We start from the raw sequence: 16,773 nt of genomic DNA, 5'->3' as shown, positions 1-16,773 counted from the left end.
GAGCATGCGGAATGATTGCGAAGATGACGGCCTACAATCAACAGGTTAAGCGGCTGCTGCCGGGAGGCGTCCATTACAACTTCCATCTGCCCTGGGAGGAGACCCCGATTCATTTTCGCGGCGCGCAGGGAAGCCGCGTCACGGATATGGACGGCAAGGAGTACCTGGATTTGTACGCGCGCTTCGGCGCGCTGATCGTCGGGCACGGCCATCCCGAGTACAACGAACGCTTGAAAGAAACGATCGACCGGGTGCTTTCCGTGAGCCACTGCGATATGGACGCGGAAGCGCTGGAGCAAATCCATCGTTACGTGCCTTCCGCCGAGATGATCCGCTTCGGCCTGTCCGGCACGGAGATCGTGCAGAACGCGCTCCGCCTGGCCAGAGCGTGGACCGGACGCAACCGGTTTGTGCGCTTCGAAGGGCATTACCACGGCAACGCGGACAATATCATGGGCGGTCGGACGCCGCGCGTCGGAGCGCCGATTCCATCCGATTACTTCGGCGATCTGAAAGGCACGCAGGGCCGGGCGCGCGATTCGCTGGAATCGCAATCGTATCTGCTTCCGTGGAACGACGCCGACGCGCTGGAGGCGCTGCTGAAGGCCGAAGCCGCCGATATCGCCGCCGTAATCATGGAGCCGGTATGCGTGAACGGCGGAGGCGTGATGCCGGCGGAAGGCTATCTGCAGCAAGTCAGGGACCTGTGCGACGAATACGAAGTGGTGCTGATCTTCGACGAGATCATTACCGGCTTCCGGATGGGTCTGGGCGGCGCGCAGGAAACGTTCGGCGTCAAGCCCGACCTGACCACGCTCGGCAAAGCGATCGGCGGGGGAGGCGTTCCGGTATCGGCGCTGGTCGGCAAAGAAGAAATCATGAAGCTGCTGGTGGACAAACGGGTTATCCACGCCGGCACGTTCAACGGCTACCCGCTGGGGACCGCCGCGATCGTGGCGACGCTCGATATTCTCGGCCGCGATCAAGGCCGCGCGCTCGAAGCCATGAACGACACGGCAGGCATTCTGCACGACGTGCTGCTGGCCGAAGCCGCCGGGGCCGGCCTGCCGCTGATCGTCCAGGGGCCTCCGGGCTGCGCTTCGTATCACTGCTGCAACGAACCGTTGACCCGCACTTCGCAGTACACGTTCGAGCTGATGTCGCTGGATATTATCTTGAACAACAAATTGGCGCAGCACGGCATACTCGTTTCTTCCATCTCCAGAATGTATCCCAATATTATGCTGGAGCCCCGGGATGTCGCCTGGTTCCGCGAACGCGTGGGCGCGGCGATTGCCGAGACGAAGGAATTGTACGACGAGCTTATCTAAAAGACGGCGCCAGAAGTCGGAAGGAGAATAATCATGGAACATCGTACCATCTCCGTGGTCGGCGCCGGTCTGATGGGCTGCGCCACAGCTCTGGAAGCGGCCAAATACGGCTGCCGCGTGCTGCTCAAAGATATCGACGAGCGCGCCCTGAAGGAAGCGGCGGGCCATATCAAGCGCGAATACCGCTCCGCCTGCCTGATGGATTCGACTTACGGAAGCGTACCGCTGCGAGACATTATGGACCGGATCTCGGTGCAGGCCGGCTACGAAGGATTCGAACAAGCCGACATCGTGATCGAGAACGTTACGGAAGACGAAGCCGTCAAAACGAAAGAGTACGGGCGGCTCGGAGCGCGCTGCCGGGAAGACGCGCTGTACGCGCTGAATACCAGCTGCATTTCGATCACGCGGCTGGCCTCGCATCTGCCGCGTCCCGATCGGGCGATCGGCGTGCATCTGATGAATCCGGTGCCCGTCAAACGCATGGTCGAAGTCATCCGCGGGCATCATACGTCGCCGGAAACGGAAGAACGGATCGTCGAGTTTTTGCGCTCGATGAACAAGAATCCCGTCGTGATCGACGATCTCCCCGGATTCGTGTCCAACCGCTTGTCGCACCTGCTGATGAACGAAGCCGCCTTTATCGTGCAGGACGGCATCGCTTCCGCCGAGCAGGTCGACGCGATCATGAAGCACGGCTTCAAACACGATATGGGGCCGCTCGCGACCGCCGACCTGATCGGGCTCGATACGGTCGTCAGATCGCTGGACGTTCTGTACCGGAGCTATCAGGATTCCAAGTTCCGCTGCTGTCCGCTGCTGCGCAAGAAGGTGGATGCCGGAGAAACGGGCCGCAAAAGCGGAAAAGGCTTTTACTCATACGCTTAAAAGGAGGCGCGAAACGATGGAAAGCCGAAAAGCTGTCAAGTGCGTCGTCTGGGATCTGGACCATACGCTGTGGGACGAGGTGCTGCTGGAATCGGCGGATGTCCGTCCGCTCCCGGGCATCCGCGAAATTATTGCCGAACTGGACAGACGCGGCATCCTGCATTCGATTGCCAGCAAGAACGACCACGACGCGGCCTGGGCCAAGCTCGAAGAACTGGGACTGGCGGAATATTTCATCTATCCCGAGATTCACTGGAACGCCAAGTCGGGCTCGATCCTGAATATTCAGCGCGAGCTGAACATCGGCATGGATTCCATTTTGTTTGTGGACGATCAGGCGTTCGAACTGGAGGAAGTGCGTTCCGCGCACCCCGACGTGCAGTGCATGAACGCCGCCCTGTACGAAAAGCTGACGGAAGATCCGCGGCTGATGCCCCGGTTCGTCACAGCCGACTCGGCGCGCAGGCGGTCGATGTACCAGGCGGATTACATACGCAAACGCGAAGAGCGCGCATACGAAGGACCGTCCGAGCGGTTTCTTGCGGATCTGGGCATGAAATTCACGATCGCGGAGGCGGAGGAAGAAGATTTGCAGCGCGCGGAAGAATTGACGATCCGCACCAATCAGCTCAATGCGACCGGACGCACGTACGACTACGAAGAACTGCGGCGTTTTATGGAATCCGACGAGTATCTGCTGCTGGTGTGCGAGCTGGAAGACCGCTACGGTTCCTACGGCAAGATCGGGCTTGCGCTTGTGCGCCGGCTGGATACGCATTGGAGGCTGAACATGCTGCTGATGTCGTGCCGGGTCATGTCGCGCGGAGCGGGCAGCGTGCTGCTGACTTACATTATGCAAGAAGCCAAGCGCGACGCGTCGTACCTGCTGGCCGACTTTCGCGATACGGGCCGCAACCGCATGATGAATATCAGCTTCCGCTTCTCCGGCTTCCGGGAAGTCGAGTCGGACGGCGACAGCTACGTATTCCGGCACGACCTGGAACGCCTGCCGCAATTCCCGGATTATATCGACGTTCGAACAGCGGAGAAAATGGAACAATAACGAGGAGGAATCAGCATGGAAGATCGGGAGAAGATTCGCGCGTTTATCGAGGACAATCTGACGCTGGACAGCGAAGGCGCGGCTCTGGCCGACGACGACGACTACTTCGCGCTTCGCTTTGTGAATTCCCTGTTTGCGATGCGGCTGGTCGACTTTGTGGAATGCGAATTCGATATCGAGCTTGAGAACGAAGACCTGGACTTGAAGCATTTTAGCACCGTCAACCGTCTGCTTGCGCTGATCGAACGCAAATCACCGGCTAGAGGAGGACAAGTATGAAGACCATCGAGGGAAGCCCGTCCAACAAATATCTGTATTTGTTTCTGGCGATTTCGTTCGGGGCCTGCTACGGCGTGGCGATCTTGTTCCTGTTCTTCTCGGACTTTATCGTGCCGATTACCGGTCCGCTTACGCTGACGCACCCGCTGGCGATCCTGGCCCTGTATTCGCCGTCTTTTGCCGGTCTGATTACATGCTATGCGATGGGGGGCTGGCCCGCGGTCAAAGGCATGTTCGCAAGACTGGTTCCGCGCCGCAAAGACCTGTTCTGGATTCCGCTGATCGTGCTGATCGCCGCGCTGTTCGCCAGCAGCATGCACTTCGGCTCCCTGCTGTTCGGGCTGGCCGTGCCGAAGATTACATACAGTGTACCGCAAATGATCGGGAACGGTTTGTTGAACCTTTTTAAAGAAACGGGATTGATCGGCGGCGTGTTCGGCTGGATCGGGTTCCTGCTTCCGTTTTTGCAGGGCAAATTCAAGAACAACATCACCAGCAGCCTGCTTACCGGTTTCCTGTTCGGGCTGTGGGTGCTGCCGGGCTACCTGATCTCTTCGTTCGGCACCACGACGACTTATTTCTACTATGTCGTCCAGCTTATGGCTTTCGTCGTTTTCCAAAGTTATATCTTCAATGCGACCCGGGGCACGCTGCTGTTTTACCTGCTGGCTTTCTGGCTGGTAGCGACGGGAAGCCAGATCGAGCTGTATTACTTCAATCCGCAGGTCCAAATTATGCAGATCAGCTTCTTCGTGATTGCGGCTTTGATCGTGCATATCGTATTCAAGATTCGCCGTGTCGACAACCCGCTCCAGACGTTTCCCGCCTATCTGGGCTGAATCGGGGCGGACAAAGCCGACATTATGAAGGAGGTCTTATGGAGAACAAGCTGCTTCATCGGGTCAAAAAAGGCTCGGGCGGCCGGCAGGTCGTGTGTTTCCCTTATCTGGGCGGACACTCCGGGTCGTTCGACGAACTGGCCGCGACGCTGCCGGACGACGTGGAAGTATGCGTGTTCAATCCGCCGGGGCACGGCTTGAGCCGGGACCTGCCGTTTGAGCACGCGCTGCCTTTGCTCGGCGCTTATGCCGAAGAGCTGGCCGGGGCGATCAAGCCGGGTTGCGTCTGGTTCGGACACAGCCTCGGCGGCATCGCGGCGTACTACATGGCTTGTAAACTGGTCGGCGAGAAGCGGATCGAAGCGGGAAGCTTCCATCTTGCTCTGTCGGCCTGTAACGCGCCGGACGAATTGGCGGAGCAGAGCCATGGCGAGCTGCCGGACGATCTGCTGATCGACCGGCTCGTATCCTACGACGGGATTCCCGCCGAACTGGCGCGCGAGAAAGACCTGCTGGCTTATTTCCTGCCGACGGTGCGCGCGGACTTCAAGCTGCTCCGCTCTTTCGTGGAACTGGAATCGTTCAAGCTGCCTGTGTCGGTATCTTATTTCTGGGGAACGCGCGACCGGACGGTTCCCCTCGGCTCGGTGCTGAAATGGAGCGCTTATCTCGAACAAGTGCGCCTTTTCGCCATCCCGCAAGGCTCGCACATGTTTATCGCCGATCCGGACGGCGCCCGGATCGTGGCCGAGCGGCTCGAGGAACGGCTGCCGACCCCCTCGGTCGTCGGCTAAAGGATCGCAACCGAAAGGAGTATGGACCGCTTATGCTTTGGAAGATGTTGAAGAATGATTTATTGAGGAAAAAAGGGGTTACGGTCACGCTGTTTATTTTTATTCTGCTGTCCGCCGTCCTGGCCGTCTCCGGCACGAAAATGGTTGTGGAGCTTGTGCGTTCCGTCAACCATCTGTTCGTGCAGTCGGAAACGCCTCATTTCGTGCAGATGCACGCCGGCACGCTGGACGCCGCGCAGGTCGACGCCTGGGCCGCCGCGGACGGCCGGGTGGAGAAACATCAGATCGAAGCCATGCTGAACCTCGACGGAGCGAGCGTGTACATGGGAGGCGAATCGGAGCAAAGCAGCGTGATGGACATCTCTTTCGTGGAGCAGAATCGCGACTTTGACTTTTTGCTGGACCTGAGCGGCAATCCGGTGGAAGTGGGGGCGGGCGAAATCGGGGTTCCCGTCTACTATATGCAGCAGCGCGGTTTGAAGATCGGCGACGCGGTGACCGTCGATACCGGGGCGTTCTCGCGGGAATACAAGATCGCCGCGTTCGTGCGCGATTCGCAAATGAATCCTTCGATCGTGCATTCCAAACGGTTCGTAGTGGCCGGCGAAGACTACGAAGCGCTCAAGCCTTACGCGGCGGGAACCGAATATCTGATCGAATTCCGCCTGCGCGATGCCGGCCAGATCGGGCAGTTCGCAAGCGACTACCAGGGTTCCGATCTTCCCAAGACCGGCCCTTCGGTCGATTACAGCTTGTTCAAGCTGCTGAACGCATTGACGGACGGCATCGTGGCCGCGGTCGTGATTCTGGTAAGCCTCGTGCTGAACGTTATCGCGATCTTGTGCATCCGCTTTACGATGCTGGCGACCATCGAAGAAGATTACCGCGAGATCGGCGTCATGAAAGCGATCGGCATCTCGCATAAAGACATCAAGCGGCTTTACCTGGTCAAATACGTTTTCCTGGCCGCTTCCGCTTCGCTGCTCGGTTACGCGATTTCGTTCGGCGTGCTGCGGTACTTCATGTCCAATATCATGCTGTACATCGGGAACGCGCCGAGTTCGCCGGTTCCGAGTCTGCTGGGTCTTCTGGGCGCGGCGCTCATCTTCGGCATGGTCGTGTTGTTCTCCAACATCGTGCTGCGGCGCTTCCGCGGCGTCTCGGCGGTCGAAGCGCTGCGTTCGGGCAGCCTGGGCGACGCCAAGCCGGGCAAACGGCGCATGTCGCTGAACCGCGCGGGCTGGATGCGGATTCCGGTACTGCTGGGATTCCAGGATGTGGCTCAGCGCTTCAAGCTGTTCCGGCTGCTGCTGTTTGTGTTTATCGTCAGCTCGTTCATCATCATCGTTCCCGTGAACTTCCTGAACACGATCCAGGCGCCGGGCTTTGTATCCTACATGGGTATCGGGCGCAGCGATATCCGGATCGACCTCCAGCATTCGGACAACGTCGAAGACCGGTATAAGCAATTGGTGGAGCAGGTCTCGGCCGATCCCGACGTCTCGGCGTTCTCGCCGCTGGTCACCAGCCAGTTCAAAGTGCTGAACGAAGAAGGCAGTTACGACAATCTCAGTGTGGAGACCGGCGATTTCAGCGTATTCCCGCTGGATTACGTATCGGGTTCGGCTCCGGCAAACGGGGATCAGATCGCGCTGTCTTACGTCAACAGCGACGAGATGGGCAAGAAAGCCGGCGATACCCTGACCTTGTTCGTGGACGGCGAGAACAAGAAGATGACGATCAGCGGCATTTATCAGGATGTGACCAACGGCGGCCGCACCGCCAAAGCCCTGCTTCCTTATAACGCCGACGCGGTGCTGTGGTACGTGGTCAGCCTGGATGTGCGGGACGCCGGTTTGATTCCCGCCAAGATTGCCAAGTACGAACAGGACTTCCAGCCGGCCAAAGTGACCGATCTGCAGGGCTATCTCGATCAGACGCTGGGCGGAACCGTCAACCAGCTCAAGATGGTGACCGGGCTTGCGACGGGCATCGCGGTCTTCGTGGCGATCCTGATCACTTCTTTGTTCCTGCAAATGCTGATTTCGAAAGACCGCAATCAGATCGCGATTCTGCGGAGCATCGGCTTCGGGCTCGACCAGATCAAAGTCAAGTACATTACGATGGCGCTGATTCTGCTGGTCGCCGGCATCGTGTTGGGCACGGTGCTCTCCAATACGGCGGGGCAATGGCTGGTGAGCGCGATCATGTCGTTCTTCGGCGCTTCGCGCATCTCGTTCGTAATCAATCCGATCGTGTCGTATCTGCTCTGTCCGCTGTTGTTGGCGGTGTGCGTGGGAGTGACGGCGCTGCTGAGTATCAAGTCGGTCAAAGAAGCGAATATTTCTCGAATGATCGCCGAATAAGGGGGAATTGGCATGCCAGCGATTTTGGAAGCGAAAGAGATGGAGAAGTTTTACGGAAGCGAAAAAACCGAACGGCACCAGGTGTTGAAAAATATCAATTTGAGCGTTGAAAAAGGCGAGTTTGTCTCGGTAATGGGACCTTCCGGCTCCGGCAAGTCGACGCTGCTGTACAACGTGAGCGGAATGGACGCGGTCAGTTCGGGCAGCGTATTTTTCGGCGGAGAACAGATTTCGTCGCTGCCCGAGAAAAAGCTCGCCCAGCTTCGCCTGACCCGCATGGGCTTTATTTTCCAACATATTCATCTGCTCAAAAATTTGAATCTGCTGGATAACATTGTGCTGTCCGCTTACCTGGCGAAGTCCGACAGCCGCGACGCGGTGAACCGGCGTGCGGAAGCGTTGATGAAGCAAACGGGCATCGACACGCTGGCTTCGAACGATATTACCCAGGCTTCGGGCGGTCAGCTCCAGCGGGTCGCGATCTGCCGGGCGCTGATCAACCGTCCCGATATTCTGTTCGGCGACGAGCCGACGGGCGCGCTCAACTCCAAGTCCACGCAGGAAATCATGGACATCCTCGGCGAGATCAACGAGAACGGCACGACGATTCTGCTGGTTACGCACGACGTCAGGGTCGCGGCCCGTTCGGAACGCGTCCTGTTTATGCTGGACGGCGCGCTGACCGCGGAACGGAACATGGGCAAGTACGTGAAAGGCGAAGACGACTTGAAAACAAGAGAAAACGAATTGTCGGGCTGGCTGGCGGAGATGGGATTCTGAATGTTTCCGCCGCAAGGCGGACATACCGGCATCATAGACCGACAGTCGGTCTATGAAAAGTCCCACTATTAAGCGGAGGGGGTTGGCGGATGAGGGTGCTCAAGAAGCCCGAGGAACGAAGAAACGATATCCTGGACGCGGCGGAAGCGCTGTTTGCGTCCAAAGGATATACAAAAGCGACCATCCTGGATATTTTGCAGGAAACGGGAATCGCCAAAGGCACGTTCTATTATTACTTTCAATCGAAAGAAGAAGTCATGAACGCGATCGTGATGCGGTATATCGGATACGGGGAAGCCGCGGCGCTGAGAATCGCGCGGGATCCCGCCCTGAGCGCCGCGGACAAGATTCTGCATATCGTGACGAGGCAGGGAGCGGATACCGACGGCAAAAGCAAAGTGATCGAGCAGCTTCACGATGTGGAGAATGCGCAGATGCACCAGAAAAGTCTGGTCGAAACCATCCTCAGGCTCAGCCCGATTCTGACGCGGGTTGTCGAGCAGGGGATCGAAGAAGGCGTATTCCGGACCTCCGTCCCGCGCGAAGCGGTTGAATTTTTATTGATTTCGTCGCAATTTTTGCTGGATCGGGGCATTTTCGGCTGGGAGTCCGAAGAGATCGCGCGCAAAGCCTACGGCTTTGCCGCGATCGCGGAAACGCTGCTGGGAGCGAGGAGCGGAACGTTCGCTTATATCGCGGAATTATACGAATCATCGCCTACAATTAACGAAAGCAGGGGATAAACATGGAACAAGTACCGCAAATCTCGCCAATGCCGGTAAAGTCGTTTAAAAAGTTTTTGATCGTATGGTTCGGGCAGTTGATTTCGACTATCGGAATCGGGCTGACCGCTTTCTCCCTCGGCGTTTACGCATTCGAAAAAACGCAGATGGCAACGAGCGTCGCCATGATTACGCTGTTCACGTTCCTGCCGAATATCCTGCTTCGTCCGATCGGCGGGGTGCTGGCGGACCGCTTCGACCGGCGCACGATGATGATTATCGGCGATCTCGGGGCGGCTTCGGGCCTGATCTTTATTCTGGCGATCATGCTGAGCGGCGATATCCAATTGTGGCATATCTATGTGGGCGTCGCGATCAGTTCCGTTTTCTCCGCCATGCAGGCCCCCGCTTATAAAGCTTCGGCCACCGATCTGTTGACGGAAGACCAGTTCTCCAAAGGAAGCGGGCTGGTTCAACTCGCCGAGTCGTCGAAGCTGCTGATTTCGCCGGCGATCGCCGCTGTTCTGCTTCGGTTTGCAACGATCGAGACGGTGATGGTAATCAATATCTCCACTTATCTTGTCGCGATCCTGACCGTGCTGGCGATCCGCAAAAGTCTGCACGTCAACCGCAATACGAGCGAACAGGCGCACTGGACGCGGGATATCGCCGAAGGTTGGTATACGATCAAGTCGAACAAAGGCGTGCTGCTGCTGGTGAGCATCATTTCGGTCATTACGTTCTATCTGGGATTCCTGGAGACCCTTATCGGTCCGATGATCTTGTCGTTCTCGAATTCGGGCACGCTGGGCACTTTCCAGTCGGTCAGCGCGATCGCCATGCTGATCAGCAGCCTGCTGATCGGCATCTTCACGGTGACGCGCAAATATTCGAATATGCTGGTCGTCGGGCTGATCGTGTCGGGAATCGCGTTCTCGATGCTGGGGCTGTCCACCAATATCTACTTCATTATCTTCTCCGGCCTGCTGTTCCTGGGCGCTCTGCCGTTCGTGAACACGAGCGCAGACGTGCTGGTGCGCAAAAATATTCCGAACGACAAACAGGGGCGGGTCTGGGGAATCATCGGCATCCTGTCGCAGATCGGTTTCGTGATCGCTTATGCGATCGCCGGATTCCTGGCGGACCACGTGTTCAACCCGCTTCTTATGCCGGACGGCGCGCTGGCTTCGACGGTCGGACGGGTAATCGGGACGGGGCAGGGCCGCGGCATCGGCCTGCTGTTTATTATAGCCGGATTGTTCGTTGTGCTGATGGCCTTCGTGACCCGTTCGATGAAATCGATCAAACAATTGGAGGACGGTCCGGCCGAAGCGGAGATCCCAAAGCCGATCCCGGCGATGCCCGAGCAGAGCGTCGTCCATGAATAAGGAAGCGCGAAGCGTTCCGCCGCTGTTTGCCGAAGGATCGGTCGAAGTCCGGCTGGTCTCGATCGAGGACTTTCCCGAGCCGCTGTTCGAACAATTCAGCCTGCTGTCGTCGGACGACCGCATCGCCGGGTTTCGCCGGAAGCGCGACCGGATTCGCACGCTGGTGGGCGAAATGCTTGTCCGGTACGCGGCGGCGGACTACCGGCGGCTGCCCGTCGAGGAAATTGCGTTTGAGCGGGAAGAACGCGGCAAACCGTTCCTGGCGGGCGGAGCGGCGGGATTTCACTTCAATATCTCGCATTCGGGGAGCTGGGTGGCGGCGGCGTTTGCCCGAAGCGGCATCGGCGTCGATGTGGAGCGGCATACTTCGATCGACCCGGATATAGCCAAACGCTTTTTCGCGGACCAGGAGTGGAAGTATGTGTTCAGCCATCCGGCAGGCGAAAGAGAAAAAGCCTTTTTTAAGATATGGACGCTTAAAGAAAGCTATATCAAAGCGCTGGGAGGGGGACTCAGCATCCCGCTCGACAGTTTTTCAACCGTGGAGAACGGAAGCGGAATCCGCTGCTTGCAGTCTGAAACAACGGGAAGCCGATACTTTTCTGCGCCGGATTTCGCGGACGGTTACTCGCTGGCAGTCTGCGCGGCGGAACCGAACGAGCCGCTTGTGCGTGTGATCGCGCCGGAATATATTTGAAAAATGAGCGAAACTTTGGGCTTGAAATGAAACAAACAAAAAGCCGCGCAGCCGCGCGGCTTTTTGTTCGTTCTTTGCTTGCATACTTTGCTTATACGGGCTGCACTTAGCTGCTCTCGCCGGGCTTGGCCGAAGTTTCTTCCGACGCTTCCGTAAACCGCTTCAGCAGCGCGCGCACGTCGCGGGAAGATTTCAACCGGAATTTGGCGGCGGTCGGTTCTTTGCCGATCTTCACCGAATAAGAACCTTCCGGCAGAGCGTTGAACATATCTTCGTCCGTGCGGTCGTCGCCGACGCCGAACACGAAGTCGTACTTGCCGCGGCTCAGCACCTGGTGCGCGCCGTGGCCTTTGTTGACCCGGCTGTCTTTGACCTCGATCACTTTGTTGCCGTCAAGAACGCCGACCGTCATCGACTGGGTGATCGACATCAGCGCTTCGCGCAGTTCGTTGCGCTTCACGCCGGCGATATCCGGTTCGGACTGGCGGTAGTGCCAGGCGAGCGAGAAGTCTTTTTCCTCGATCAGCGAACCCGGCGTCCGGTCGGTGTACGTCTCCATGATCGGACGGATCGAATCTTTCCAATCGCCGTCGATATTGATGGTCATCAGCCATTCGTCGCCCGGCGTGCGCAGCCACAGGCCGTGCGAAGCGACGATGTACACGTTCAAGTCGCCGAGCCACTTCTCCGCGATGTAGCGGTCGCGTCCGGTGATAATAACGACGGTGTTCTTCGGATCGGACGCCAGCTTCGCCAGCAGCTGCTTAAGCTCGGCGTCGGGACGGGCCTGCTCCGGCGTCGGCTTGAAGCCGACCAGCGTGCCGTCGTAATCGAGGAACAGCACCCGGCTTTGCGCGTCGCGGTACGAACGTTCGAATTCCGACGCGCCCGACGTCAACCGGTTCAGCGGTTCGGTGTGAATGCGCTCGTCCGGCGAACCCTGGAGCGTATTCAGGAATTCTTTGGCCCAGAAATTGACGTTATAGCGCGACAGGCGGCGGTGCATACTTTTGTTGCGCTCCACTTTTTCGTCTTCCGGCATTTCCAGCGCCAGTTTGATGCCGTCCGCGATTGCTTCGTGGTCGTTCGTGTTGACGATCACCGCTTCGCCGAGTTCGCTCGCCGCGCCGGCCGTTTCGCTCATGACGAGCATGCCTTTGTAATCGTTGCGCGAAGCGATGTACTCTTTGGCGACCAGGTTCATGCCGTCGCGCAGCGGGGTAACGAGCAGCACGTCGCTGTGGCGGTAGAACACGATCAGGTCGTCCTGCGACACGGTGCGGAAGAAGAACCAGACCGGCATCCAGTTGAACGTGCCGAATTCGCCGTTTACTTCGCTGACCAGTACTTCGATTTCACGTTTCAGCTCGTCGTATTTCTCGATGCCGACGCGCGAAGGCGCAATAATGAGGTTCAGCCGAACTTTTTCGTGATATTCCGGGTACTTGGCAAGAAAATGCTTGAATGCCTTAATCCGGTCCGGGATGCCTTTGGTATAATCCAGCCGGTCGACCGAGACGATGTTGCGCACGTCGCGCGTCGTATCGACGAAATCGAGCGCTTCCTGGGTCACTTTGGCCGGAGTCGGCGTTTTGGCGAAGTAGTCGTAGTCGATGCCCATCGGGAACGCGTCCACCTGCACGACATGCGATTCCAACTGCATTTTGTACAGGCTGTGTTCGTGTCCGAGCAGACGGCGCACGCTGCTGAGGAAGTGGCGCACGTAATCGTACGTATGGAAACCGATCAGGTTCGCGCCCATCAGGCCCTGGAGAATCTCTTCGCGCCAGATCATTTGACGATAAATCTCGAACGAAGGGAACGGAATATGCAGGAAAAAGCCGATCTTCACGTCCGGGTGTTTGTCGCGGATCATCTGCGGCAGCAGCATCAGCTGGTAGTCGTGAATCCAGATGGTGTCGCCTTCTTCGATCAGCGGATCGACGGCGTCGAAGAACTTCCGGTTGACGCGCCGATACGCTTCCCACGTTTCCGTCTTGTATTCGACCGCGCTCGTGAAGTAGTGGAACAGCGGCCAGATCGTTTCGTTGCAGAAGCCGTGATAATACATCTCGATGTCTTCCGCCGTCAGCGGGACGTCGAGGCATTTGTAGGTGTCTTTCAGGGTGGCGGCGATCGAAGCTTGCTCTTCTTCATTGATATCGTCCTGCGCCACGCCGGACCAGCCCGCCCAGATCGTATCGCCTTGTTGGTGATAATTTTTCAGTCCGGTAGCCAGACCGCCTATGCTTTCCTTGTAGTCCAGGCCGGATTCGTTCTTCATTGCGGTAACGGGCAGACGATTGGATACGAAAATGGTTTTACTCATAGGGTTAGACCAGCTCTCCTTCTTTATGGAACTTCGTTTTAACGGATAACTTGCTGACTTGCTGAAAATTACTGAAAAAATAATCCCAAAACAAACATTGTTTCATTATTACCCGGAAGACAGCGCTCAGACTCAAACAGGCCGTTGTAAAGAAGACTTTCGAGCTTGGATCTTTTTTTGAAAAAGGGAAGGTGCGATCGGGCTGCGTAACTTTTTCGCAGGCGCAAACGTCTGAACAGAAACCGGTAAAAACAGGAAGGAGAGAACGAGATGATCCGGAAAGCGAAAAAATTGCTCGTCGTGCGGGTGCTGCTGGCCGTGGCGCTGCTGTGCGCGAGCTGGACGACTCTGGCCGAGCCCAAGCCTGCGTTGGCGTGCGACTGCGATATTCCTCGAAACGCGGCAGTAGGGAAAGAACGCGCGGATGCTGTTTTTTCGGGTAAAGTGGTCGAGATCGAAGCAGGGCGGCGCGGGCAGGACGGTTACGATGCGGTCAAATTGGACGTGAAGCAGAGTTGGAAAGGGATCGACGGACCGCAGGCGACGGTATATACGGATTGGTCCAGCTGCCAGTTCGATTTCCAGCCGGGCGGCGAATATCTGCTGTATACTTATGAGTACGACGGCCGGCAAAACGTAACCAACTGCGGCCGTTCGGGCGAGCTGGCGCAGGCGGCGGAGGACGTGCGCGAGCTCGGAGCGGGGAAAACGTTCGAGACCGCCGCTTCGGAAAGCGGAGCGAACCGGGCTTCCGGAACGGAAGCGGCCGGAGTTGGGAGCGCGGAGAAGGAGGCGGCGAGCGCCGCGGAAACTTCGGCGGATCGCGGCGGAAAAGCGGGAGTTCCACCGTGGGCGCTTGGCGGCGCGGCCGCTGTGCTGCTCGCGGCCGCGGCGGCGTTCATCGTAAGCAAACGCAGAGGCGGCACCAAGAATTAAGCATGAATATCCATGCAGCGCCGAGGAGGATGTATAGTGACGCATAATCGTTCGAACGACCGCGCATACCGGATTCGCTCCGCCGAAGCCGGCGACGCTCCGTTTCTGTGGGAAATGCTGTTTCAATCGCTGTTTGTACGGGAAGGAGATCCGCCGTTCGAGCGGAGCGTGCTGGACGAACCGGCGATTCGCAAATATATGGAGGATTGGGGACGCGCGGGAGATACCGGATTCGTCGCGGAAAGCGAACAGGGTCGTCCGCTCGGCGCCGTTACCGCCAGGTTTTTCGACGAGGCGCATAAAGGGTACGGTTATGTAGCCGACGACGTGCCGGAGCTCGGCATGGCGCTGCTGCCGGAGGCGCGCGGCCTGGGGCTCGGCACGGCGCTGCTTGAAGCGCTGTTCGAGAAGCTGCGCGAAGACGGCGTCGAGCGAGTCTCGCTGAGCGTCGACCCGGGCAACGAACCGGCCGTGAAGCTGTACCGCAGATTCGGCTTCGAGGAAGCCGGCCGGGAAGGGACGTCGATCACGATGACGGCGCGCCCTGGCACAAATTCGTGAACGGCTCGAAATTCCGGTGTGCGAAGTGGTATCGTAAACTATGAATCTGAATAAGCAAGACGGGGAGATGCGAGATAATGATACATCGTATCGAATTCAATCGACAGTCGCTGATAGGATCGCTGACGGCGGAAGTTGAGCCGCTTCTACGCATCCAGTCGGGCGATACGCTTCGTTTTGCGGCTCCGGACGCAGGATGGGGCGTCGGAGAAAGTTGGGCAAAGCGAACAAAGCCCGTACAGCGTGAGACGCCTTACGACGGCGGGCATGGGCTGATCGGCCCGTTTTATATCGAAGGTTCCCAGCCGGGCATGACCCTCGCAATCCGATTTAACGAAATTGTGCCAGGTAGTTACGGATTCACGTCTGCGGGCGGCTATCCGAACTGGCAGAATCAGATGCTGAAGCTTACGGATATTCCGGATATTACACTTGATTGGACGCTGGATGCCGCATCAGCGACGGGCACCTGTAGTTTGGGAGGCCGCGACTATACAGTGTCGCTGCGACCATTCATGGGTTTGATCGGAATGCCGCCTTCCAAAGAGGGCGTTTACGATACATGGCCGCCTCGCTTTTGCGGCGGCAATATCGACTGTCGCGAGTTGATTGCGGGCAGTGTACTGTATTTGCCGGTTCCGGTTGCAGGCGGTTATCTGTCGATCGGAGACGGTCATGCCGCGCAGGGCGACGGCGAAGTCAGCTGCCAGGCTATTGAATGTCCGATGGATCTCGTAGATGTAACCGTCACGCTTCTGCCGCAGCAGGGGCTGACGCTGCCGCGAGCCGAGACGCCGGCGGGGTGGATTACGTTCGGCTTCCATGAGGATCTGAACGAAGCGACCGTTCAGGCGTTGGACGGCATGCTCGATCTAATGGGCGAGCAGTACGGACTTAGCAGGGTCGAGGCTATCGGTCTTGGCAGCGCCGTTATAGATCTGCGAATCACACAGATCGTCAACGGCGTTAAAGGAGTTCATGCGCTGCTGCCGCATGGGGCTTTCCGATAAGCGGCGCGCTGCTGGTCGTCAGCCTGCGTCCCGAACCTTACGCGCGTTTGCTGGACGGGACCAAACGGCACGAATTCCGGCGGCGTTTCGCGGCCGGGCCGGTTCGCGCTTTTCTGTACCTGGGCGCGCCGGTCGGCGCAATCGCCGCTTACGCCGAATTCGGCGAGCCGATCGCCGGCACGCCGGAAGAACTTGCCGCGCTCGCGGAAGACGACGAACCGGGTTCGTTCGCGGATACGCTCGCTTACTTTGCGGGAACGGACCGCGGCTTCGCTATTCCGGTCCGGTCGGTGCGGGCGATCGATCCGCTGCCGCTGGCGGAGCTGCGCGGGCGGTTCGGCTTTGCCGCGCCGCGTTCGTACCGGCGGCTGGACGCGGAGTCGGCGCTGGGCGAAGCGCTGCTGCGCCGGCTGGATGAAGAACTGTTTCAGTAAAGGATCGCCTGACGAAAAGAGGATACGGAAAAATGGACGATTTTACAAAGAAACGAATCCAAAAAGTGCTGCGCCATTATATGGAAAGCACAATCGGCGAGCAGCTTCGCAGCAAGCGCAGCGTAGGGTTCGCTTTCGACGGCGACGAATTAACGATGGTGGAGCAGCGCCCGTCGAAAGACGGCACGCGCTGGATCGAGCTGCCGGTCGCACAGTTCCGGCTGGATGCCGGCGGCTGGCGCGTCTACGGCCTGGACAGCGGCGGGAGCTGGCACCTGGTGCCGGAAATCCCGGTAAGCGAAAACTTCGAGCGGCAGCTTGAGCGCGTGACGGGCAACGATCTGGGGATTTTTTGA

17 protein-coding genes are annotated in these 16,773 nt (G+C 58.2%); 16 read left to right on the top strand and 1 reads right to left on the bottom strand.

Annotated features, from left to right (window positions below; all coding sequences use genetic code 11):
• Positions 1-11: 11 nt before the first annotated feature.
• The 11 genes from QWJ34_RS12055 to QWJ34_RS12005 all read left to right on the top strand — a co-directional run bounded on the left by QWJ34_RS12055 (position 12) and on the right by QWJ34_RS12005 (position 11,147).
• Positions 12-1,331, top strand: coding sequence for an aspartate aminotransferase family protein (locus QWJ34_RS12055; protein WP_302728020.1), 1,320 nt, complete (start codon positions 12-14; stop codon positions 1,329-1,331).
• A 33-nt stretch (positions 1,332-1,364) separates the two neighbouring features.
• A complete protein-coding gene (locus QWJ34_RS12050) occupies positions 1,365-2,219 on the top strand; it encodes a 3-hydroxyacyl-CoA dehydrogenase family protein (RefSeq protein WP_302728018.1) in 855 nt (284 codons plus the stop codon).
• Between the two features lie 16 nt (positions 2,220-2,235).
• Positions 2,236-3,282: an HAD-IIIC family phosphatase gene (locus QWJ34_RS12045; RefSeq protein WP_302728016.1), complete on the top strand. Its 1,047-nt coding sequence runs from the start codon at positions 2,236-2,238 to the stop codon at positions 3,280-3,282.
• A 15-nt stretch (positions 3,283-3,297) separates the two neighbouring features.
• Complete coding sequence (locus QWJ34_RS12040; protein ID WP_302728014.1) at positions 3,298-3,561, top strand: acyl carrier protein; 264 nt, start codon at positions 3,298-3,300, stop codon at positions 3,559-3,561.
• The gene (locus QWJ34_RS12035) at positions 3,558-4,400 is read left to right on the top strand and encodes a hypothetical protein (RefSeq protein WP_302728012.1); all 843 of its coding nucleotides are present in this window, start codon (positions 3,558-3,560) and stop codon (positions 4,398-4,400) included. The genes QWJ34_RS12040 and QWJ34_RS12035 overlap by 4 nt, the downstream gene beginning before the upstream one ends.
• A gap of 38 nt (positions 4,401-4,438) precedes the next feature.
• Positions 4,439-5,194, top strand: a complete 756-nt coding sequence (locus QWJ34_RS12030; RefSeq protein WP_302728010.1) for a thioesterase II family protein — start codon at positions 4,439-4,441, stop codon at positions 5,192-5,194.
• A 62-nt stretch (positions 5,195-5,256) separates the two neighbouring features.
• The gene (locus QWJ34_RS12025; protein WP_302728008.1) at positions 5,257-7,560 is read left to right on the top strand and encodes an ABC transporter permease; all 2,304 of its coding nucleotides are present in this window, start codon (positions 5,257-5,259) and stop codon (positions 7,558-7,560) included.
• A 12-nt stretch (positions 7,561-7,572) separates the two neighbouring features.
• Positions 7,573-8,340: an ABC transporter ATP-binding protein gene (locus QWJ34_RS12020; protein ID WP_302728006.1), complete on the top strand. Its 768-nt coding sequence runs from the start codon at positions 7,573-7,575 to the stop codon at positions 8,338-8,340.
• Positions 8,341-8,429: 89 nt separating this feature from the next.
• Positions 8,430-9,083 (top strand): TetR/AcrR family transcriptional regulator, encoded by a 654-nt coding sequence (locus QWJ34_RS12015; protein ID WP_302728004.1) that lies wholly within the window; start codon positions 8,430-8,432, stop codon positions 9,081-9,083.
• Between the two features lie 2 nt (positions 9,084-9,085).
• Positions 9,086-10,450 carry an MFS transporter gene (locus QWJ34_RS12010; RefSeq protein WP_302728002.1) on the top strand — a complete coding sequence of 455 codons (1,365 nt, stop codon included), beginning with the start codon at positions 9,086-9,088 and terminating at the stop codon, positions 10,448-10,450.
• Entirely contained in the window at positions 10,443-11,147 is a 705-nt protein-coding gene (locus QWJ34_RS12005; RefSeq protein WP_302728001.1) for a 4'-phosphopantetheinyl transferase family protein, read from the top strand. Before QWJ34_RS12010 ends, QWJ34_RS12005 begins: the two co-directional genes overlap by 8 nt.
• A 106-nt stretch (positions 11,148-11,253) precedes the next feature.
• Here the strand turns inward: QWJ34_RS12005 and QWJ34_RS12000 are convergent, their stop codons facing one another.
• Complete coding sequence (locus QWJ34_RS12000; RefSeq protein ID WP_302728000.1) at positions 11,254-13,476, bottom strand: bifunctional alpha,alpha-trehalose-phosphate synthase (UDP-forming)/trehalose-phosphatase; 2,223 nt, start codon at positions 13,474-13,476, stop codon at positions 11,254-11,256.
• A 270-nt stretch (positions 13,477-13,746) separates the two neighbouring features.
• On the opposite strand from QWJ34_RS12000, the gene QWJ34_RS11995 reads away from it, so the two are divergent.
• The 5 genes from QWJ34_RS11995 (at position 13,747) to QWJ34_RS11975 (ending at position 16,773) form a co-directional block, all read left to right on the top strand.
• Positions 13,747-14,412 (top strand): hypothetical protein, encoded by a 666-nt coding sequence (locus QWJ34_RS11995; RefSeq protein WP_302727999.1) that lies wholly within the window; start codon positions 13,747-13,749, stop codon positions 14,410-14,412.
• A gap of 36 nt (positions 14,413-14,448) precedes the next feature.
• On the top strand, positions 14,449-14,973 hold the full coding sequence (locus QWJ34_RS11990; RefSeq protein ID WP_302727998.1) for a GNAT family N-acetyltransferase: 525 nt from the start codon (positions 14,449-14,451) through the stop codon (positions 14,971-14,973).
• A 77-nt stretch (positions 14,974-15,050) separates the two neighbouring features.
• Complete coding sequence (locus QWJ34_RS11985; RefSeq protein WP_368046539.1) at positions 15,051-15,983, top strand: acetamidase/formamidase family protein; 933 nt, start codon at positions 15,051-15,053, stop codon at positions 15,981-15,983.
• A 47-nt stretch (positions 15,984-16,030) separates the two neighbouring features.
• Positions 16,031-16,417 (top strand): hypothetical protein, encoded by a 387-nt coding sequence (locus tag QWJ34_RS11980; RefSeq protein ID WP_302727996.1) that lies wholly within the window; start codon positions 16,031-16,033, stop codon positions 16,415-16,417.
• Positions 16,418-16,449: 32 nt separating this feature from the next.
• On the top strand, positions 16,450-16,773 hold the full coding sequence (locus tag QWJ34_RS11975; protein WP_302727995.1) for a DUF3024 domain-containing protein: 324 nt from the start codon (positions 16,450-16,452) through the stop codon (positions 16,771-16,773).

This window comes from Saccharibacillus sp. CPCC 101409, from assembly GCF_030518235.1.
In the GTDB taxonomy this organism is placed as follows: domain Bacteria; phylum Bacillota; class Bacilli; order Paenibacillales; family Paenibacillaceae; genus Saccharibacillus.
Note: the sequence above shows the minus strand (reverse complement) of the source record. Positions and strands in the feature narration are given on the sequence as shown.

What these genes read in the sequence shown, in the direction of transcription:
- QWJ34_RS12010 (WP_302728002.1), top strand. Translation starts at nt 9,086, where the DNA reads ATGGAACAAGTACCGCAAATCTCGCCAATGCCGGTAAAGTCGTTTAAA.
- QWJ34_RS12000 (WP_302728000.1), bottom strand. Translation starts at nt 13,476, where the DNA reads ATGAGTAAAACCATTTTCGTATCCAATCGTCTGCCCGTTACCGCAATG.
- QWJ34_RS12035 (WP_302728012.1), top strand. Translation starts at nt 3,558, where the DNA reads ATGAAGACCATCGAGGGAAGCCCGTCCAACAAATATCTGTATTTGTTT.
- QWJ34_RS12050 (WP_302728018.1), top strand. Translation starts at nt 1,365, where the DNA reads ATGGAACATCGTACCATCTCCGTGGTCGGCGCCGGTCTGATGGGCTGC.
- QWJ34_RS12045 (WP_302728016.1), top strand. Translation starts at nt 2,236, where the DNA reads ATGGAAAGCCGAAAAGCTGTCAAGTGCGTCGTCTGGGATCTGGACCAT.
- QWJ34_RS12040 (WP_302728014.1), top strand. Translation starts at nt 3,298, where the DNA reads ATGGAAGATCGGGAGAAGATTCGCGCGTTTATCGAGGACAATCTGACG.
- QWJ34_RS12005 (WP_302728001.1), top strand. Translation starts at nt 10,443, where the DNA reads ATGAATAAGGAAGCGCGAAGCGTTCCGCCGCTGTTTGCCGAAGGATCG.
- QWJ34_RS11975 (WP_302727995.1), top strand. Translation starts at nt 16,450, where the DNA reads ATGGACGATTTTACAAAGAAACGAATCCAAAAAGTGCTGCGCCATTAT.
- QWJ34_RS11995 (WP_302727999.1), top strand. Translation starts at nt 13,747, where the DNA reads ATGATCCGGAAAGCGAAAAAATTGCTCGTCGTGCGGGTGCTGCTGGCC.
- QWJ34_RS12020 (WP_302728006.1), top strand. Translation starts at nt 7,573, where the DNA reads ATGCCAGCGATTTTGGAAGCGAAAGAGATGGAGAAGTTTTACGGAAGC.
- QWJ34_RS12015 (WP_302728004.1), top strand. Translation starts at nt 8,430, where the DNA reads ATGAGGGTGCTCAAGAAGCCCGAGGAACGAAGAAACGATATCCTGGAC.
- QWJ34_RS12055 (WP_302728020.1), top strand. Translation starts at nt 12, where the DNA reads ATGATTGCGAAGATGACGGCCTACAATCAACAGGTTAAGCGGCTGCTG.
- QWJ34_RS12030 (WP_302728010.1), top strand. Translation starts at nt 4,439, where the DNA reads ATGGAGAACAAGCTGCTTCATCGGGTCAAAAAAGGCTCGGGCGGCCGG.
- QWJ34_RS11985 (WP_368046539.1), top strand. Translation starts at nt 15,051, where the DNA reads ATGATACATCGTATCGAATTCAATCGACAGTCGCTGATAGGATCGCTG.